Annotated in this window: 3 protein-coding genes and 1 pseudogene; all 4 read right to left on the minus strand. The window is 58.3% G+C overall.

Annotated elements, in window-relative coordinates; genetic code table 11:
• Positions 1-343: 343 nt before the first annotated feature.
• Positions 344-523: pseudogene (locus EN745_RS30175) on the minus strand (hypothetical protein); the annotation flags it as partial.
• A gap of 83 nt (positions 524-606) precedes the next feature.
• Positions 607-2,478 (minus strand): asparagine synthase (glutamine-hydrolyzing), encoded by a 1,872-nt coding sequence (gene asnB, locus EN745_RS30180; protein ID WP_245487873.1) that lies wholly within the window; start codon positions 2,476-2,478, stop codon positions 607-609.
• Between the two features lie 77 nt (positions 2,479-2,555).
• The gene (locus EN745_RS30185) at positions 2,556-3,521 is read right to left on the minus strand and encodes an ornithine cyclodeaminase family protein (protein WP_127422932.1); all 966 of its coding nucleotides are present in this window, start codon (positions 3,519-3,521) and stop codon (positions 2,556-2,558) included.
• A gap of 131 nt (positions 3,522-3,652) precedes the next feature.
• The gene (locus EN745_RS30190; protein ID WP_127422933.1) at positions 3,653-4,612 is read right to left on the minus strand and encodes a hypothetical protein; all 960 of its coding nucleotides are present in this window, start codon (positions 4,610-4,612) and stop codon (positions 3,653-3,655) included.
• Positions 4,613-4,847 lie beyond the last annotated feature (235 nt).

The raw sequence follows: 4,847 nt of genomic DNA on the forward strand, positions 1-4,847 counted from the left end.
GGATAATGCTGAGTCCTGGCCGGCTCGGGCGGGCAGCCATGTCCAAACTTTATACCGGGTTGATTGCTGACTCAACGTTTGCCCATGGAGCCGAACCTCTTCGGCCGTTCTCTCTCTCTCTCTTGGGGCCGCTGCAAACCAGCTCGTTCATGACGGAGATCGCGGCGACTTTCTGCTAGGTGCAACAACTTCCCCCAGACTTTTGTTACGGAGGTGGTACAAAGCCCAGAATGTCGCCGTGGTGCATAGCGCGAACGATCAGGCCACGATCACGGCGATTGCGTCCACAAAACAGCACGAGAAGGCGGCGGGTCGTATGGTTTGAGCAGCCGCAGAACGCCGTGCCAGAAAGCGCGTGGGCGTCGGTGTGGCAGACGCCCGTCGCCATGACCTCTACCAGCACTTCGCTTGATTTCGGGCCGCCTATTTCAAAGGCTTCGATCGATAGGGGTTTATTTGCCTCCCAGGCGACCGCAGATGCGCAGGAAGAAGGCCCTGAGCGGTCCGGGCGCCTTCGCCGAATGTCACCTGCAGCGTCCTGGCCACGGAGCCAACGCTATTCGGACGCCGGACCTCCTTTGCTGTCCTTTTGCATGTTCTGTCGTCTCAGATCGTGAGGCTCACATTGTAATCGGTCAGGAAATCCTGCAGGGTCAAGATTTGCTCTAGCCCTCTGAGGTTGTCGGTCGCATCGAGCAACGCGCGGGACCTGTCGACGGACAACAGCGGTGCCACTGCCGCGTTGCGGTCATTCAGTAGCGCGGTGAACCGCGTGCGCAGCATTCTGTCATAGGTGGCATCCTGGATGATCGGATACGCGCTCTTCACTCGCTGCACCACCGACAGTGGGAGCAGGTCCGCGGTGGCGGCCCGCAGCAGACTCTTCTCGCGCCCGTCGAAAGTCTTGTGAGCCCATGGGGTGCCGAACACGTACTCAACGAGGCGGTGGTCGCAGAAAGGGACCCGCACCTCGAGACCCAAAGCCATACTCATCCGGTCCTTGCGGTCGAGCAGCGTCCGCAGGTAACGCGTGAGAAAGAGGTAGAAGACCTCGCGCATTCGACGCTCGTGCGGATCGGCCGAGGCCGGCCCTGTCAGGGCGGGTACTTCCGCAAGCGCCGTGCGGTACTGATCGTCGAGATAGCCGGGGAGGTCGAGTTTCTCGACCAGGCCTGGGTCTAGGGACCGCCGTGCGATATCGTCGCTGTCTTCGATCCAGGGAAACGTGTCGGCCTGAACGTACGAGGGATCGTGGAAAAACCTGTAGCCGCCGAAAAGCTCGTCCGCCGCCTCCCCAGACAGGGCCACCGTCGAGTGTTGCCGGATGGCCCGGAACAGCAGGTAGAGCGAGCTATCAAAGTCGCCCATGGTCAACGGCAGGTCGCGGGCGTGGAGCGTGGCAGCCCGCACATTCGAGTCCATGAGTTCGTGCGCGGACAACGTGATGTCCGTGTGGTCGGTACTAACGTATTTCGCGACCTCCTGCACATAAGGTCCGTCGGGTGTGGGGCGCGCCGGGTCGGGGATAAAGTTGTCAGTATAGCCGACGAAGTCGACGGCGAAGGACCGGATCCGTTCGTCGCTGAAGCGCGCGGCCAGTGCTGTCATGGCCGAGGAATCAAGCCCGCCCGACAACAGTGTGCACAGCGGCACGTCGGCGATGAGCTGCCGCTGGATCGTGTCCTCGAGCAACTCGCGGACGCGCCGAACGGTGGTAGGCACGTCGTCGGTATGCCCGCTGTCAGTGAGCTGCCAGTAGCTCATCTGCTGGATGCCGTCGCGGGTCACGCGGACGATGTGGCCAGGCCGCACCTCACGCATGCCGCGAAACACGGTGTTGTACGGGTCGGCGAAGGAGCTGGAGCATAGGGCGCGCCGAAGCCCCTCAGCGCCCATGGCCCGTTCTGCGAGACTATTGGCGAGGATCGCCTTTGGCTCGGAGCCGAATAGCACTCCGTTCTTGGTGGGGTAGTAGTAAAGCGGCTTGATGCCGAGTCGATCGCGGATGAGAAGCAATTCGCGCTTGGCGGTGTCCCAGAGCGCGTAGGCGAACATCCCGTTGAGTTCGCTCACGGCAGTGCAGGGGTCCTGTCGGCCCCACTCGCGGTGGACGTGCAGCACCACCTCGGTGTCACTGCTCGTGTCGAAACGATGGCCCAGGTCGACGAGCCGTTGACGCAGCTCACGGTAGTTGTAAGTCTCGCCGCCATAGACGAGCACCAAGGTGGGTTGCCCGTCCTCCTGGTGCGTCATCGGCTGGCGACCGCCCTGGATGTCGATTACCGCCAGGCGACGGTGTCCCAGTGCCGCAGGCCCGTCGATCCAAGTCCCCTCGTCGTCCGGACCACGATAGGCCATGGTAGCCGTCATATCCGCAAGCTCTCTTCGCGCGTCGGGACTTCCTAGGTCACGATCGAAATCAATCCATCCACAGATGCCGCACATATTTGACTCCTTGCTTTGGTAACTGTCGCGCAACTTCGGGGCATCCGGGACACCGCACCCCGCGAATACGCGACATCATTTATGGCCGACTCATCGGCTCATCTAAACACCTAGTAGGATAGGATCGTCCCTAAGCCGTGCTGCTCTGCGATGTCGAGTATAGCAGAACCTATAGCGACATCATGCATTGCGAGACCGAGATTGAACACTGCAATGCGATCAGCGTTGCTAACTCTGCCGGCGACGCGTCCTACAATGACATCGCTGACGGATCCACGAATGCGGGAAATATCCCGGTAAGGAGAGCCTGTAGCAATGATGTAGTTTTTGAATTGCTCAACGTCGTCCGTCAACAATACATCCGAAGCCGTCGTTATATCCTGTGACCATCCGCGGACATGGACAGGCAGAACCAAGCTGCCCTCCTTGACCCATCCGAACTGGAATGCCACGTCTTCCAATCGACTTGTTGCGGTCACTATGACGTCAGCGGTGCGGATCGCGGGCTCAGCGTCTTTCACGTGAACTACTGTTGCTTTGGAATAAGTCTGTTCAGCCAACCGGCCCACGGCATTCTCATTGATATCCACGATTTGAAATTCGGCATCGGGGTGAATCAACGACAGCATTTTTACGTGGTAGAGGCCCTGAAGACCAGCACCGATTACCGCTATCCTGCCCACGTAAGGCGGCGACAAATACTTGCTCGTGATAGCCGACGCTGCCGCCGTGCGAACTACAGTCAGGTAAGCAGCATCCATCACGCAGATTGGTAGGCCCGTGTCCGGATCGTTTAAGACCAAAAGCCCTGTGATGTTTGGCAAGCCAACTTTATGATTGCTGGAGTAACCGGCAACCCATTTAAGACCGGCTCGGCGTTGCCTGGGAAGCCAGCCAGCCATTGCGTGTATGAATGCGTCCTGCCCCGGGTGGATCCCGATCTTGGGCGGGTTCTCGAATGCGCCATTACCGTGGTCACGAAGCGTCCCTTCGATAATGTCTAATGCTGAGGTGAATGGCAAATTCGTCTGTGCAACGTCATTTCGACTTAACCATCTTACAATAGACGTCGTCATATTACCTCCTCTCTTAGTCCTGAGACCGGCACTGGAACAGTCCGGCCCTTCGGTCTGGAATCTCAGTAGATGGAACGGGGCTGCGCCTTTCCCAAAGGGTCTCTCGCGAACTGGTATGTACTTGCTGTCGGCTACGTTGCGCTCGCGTAAAAGTCGCTCCGTGCCATTCGGAGTTTTGCCTCTATGTCAGACAGCAAAAGCGGCAGTTTCGGAGCCAGACGCTCATTATTTTGTTCAATGAATCGAAGAAATTCTTCGTCATACATGCTCACATAATCGAGCTTTCCGACTGCTGCGCCCGATAACACCGGGACCGACGACAGATCCACTATGGCGCGCGGCTCCAACCGCAGAAGGGCATCCTGAAGAGTGGCTTCGTATTCATCATTGACATCGGCGGTTGCGATAACGACGATGGACTGCGGTTCGCGTGGGTAGCCAATCTCTGCCGGACGCATGAGCGCGACTTGTATGTCAGTCCAGCGGCGGAGACGTTTGCGAAGGTTCTTAGGGTTCCGCGTTACGAATACCGTGGAACGGAATCGCTTTCCGACACCACTCCGGATCAGCCCGCGACCCAGCATACCCGCCCCGATGATGTAAAGGCGGTTGGGTAGCTCTCCATCCGGAAATCGATCCGCTATGATGTCTCGGACGATCTGATCGTAATTGAACGATGCGATGAACCGCTGGCGCCGGCGCGCGGCGCGACCCGTATCAATTGCAAATCGTGCGATCTGGAAAATCGGAAGGTTTGGATCAACAAATTCGAGGGCCTTCGCGAGCTGATCGCTGATATAATTCTCACCGAGGATCTGGGAATGAGCGCTCGATGAAATCTCGGCGAGACGTTGAGCAATTGCGGCTGCACCTTCAATGCGTTCGTATGAAAAGCCAGAAATAATCGTGCTATCGATGTTACTGAGCGCAGACTCTTCACCATAGACCTCAACTCGTGCGCACGTGGCGACGAGTAGAATTCCACTTCTCGCGAGGTCGGCTGCAAGTGGTTTCACCTGCGCCGACTGCTGCGCCACTGCGAGAGGCGCGGTCATCTGGTGATCACGATAAAAGCCAACTAGCTTGCTCATAGCTTGCATCCTCAAGTTGATTGAGCCCAAGCGGCAGTTGACGCGAAGCGCCATTGAGTTCGACGGGTTACACCGACGCTGCTTTGCCCCAAGATGCTGGATTTCCCGCGCCTTCGAATTCAGGATCAGCGGGTGGAGTCGGCTTTCGGGTCGCAGCCAACGATGGGCATCTTCTGCCGAGGTCGATGGCGACGAGCGTGTCTTGGGGGTACCTCCTTTCCCATAGCGTACGAAC

The organism is Mesorhizobium sp. M4A.F.Ca.ET.022.05.2.1, from assembly GCF_003998845.1.
GTDB lineage: Bacteria > Pseudomonadota > Alphaproteobacteria > Rhizobiales > Rhizobiaceae > Mesorhizobium.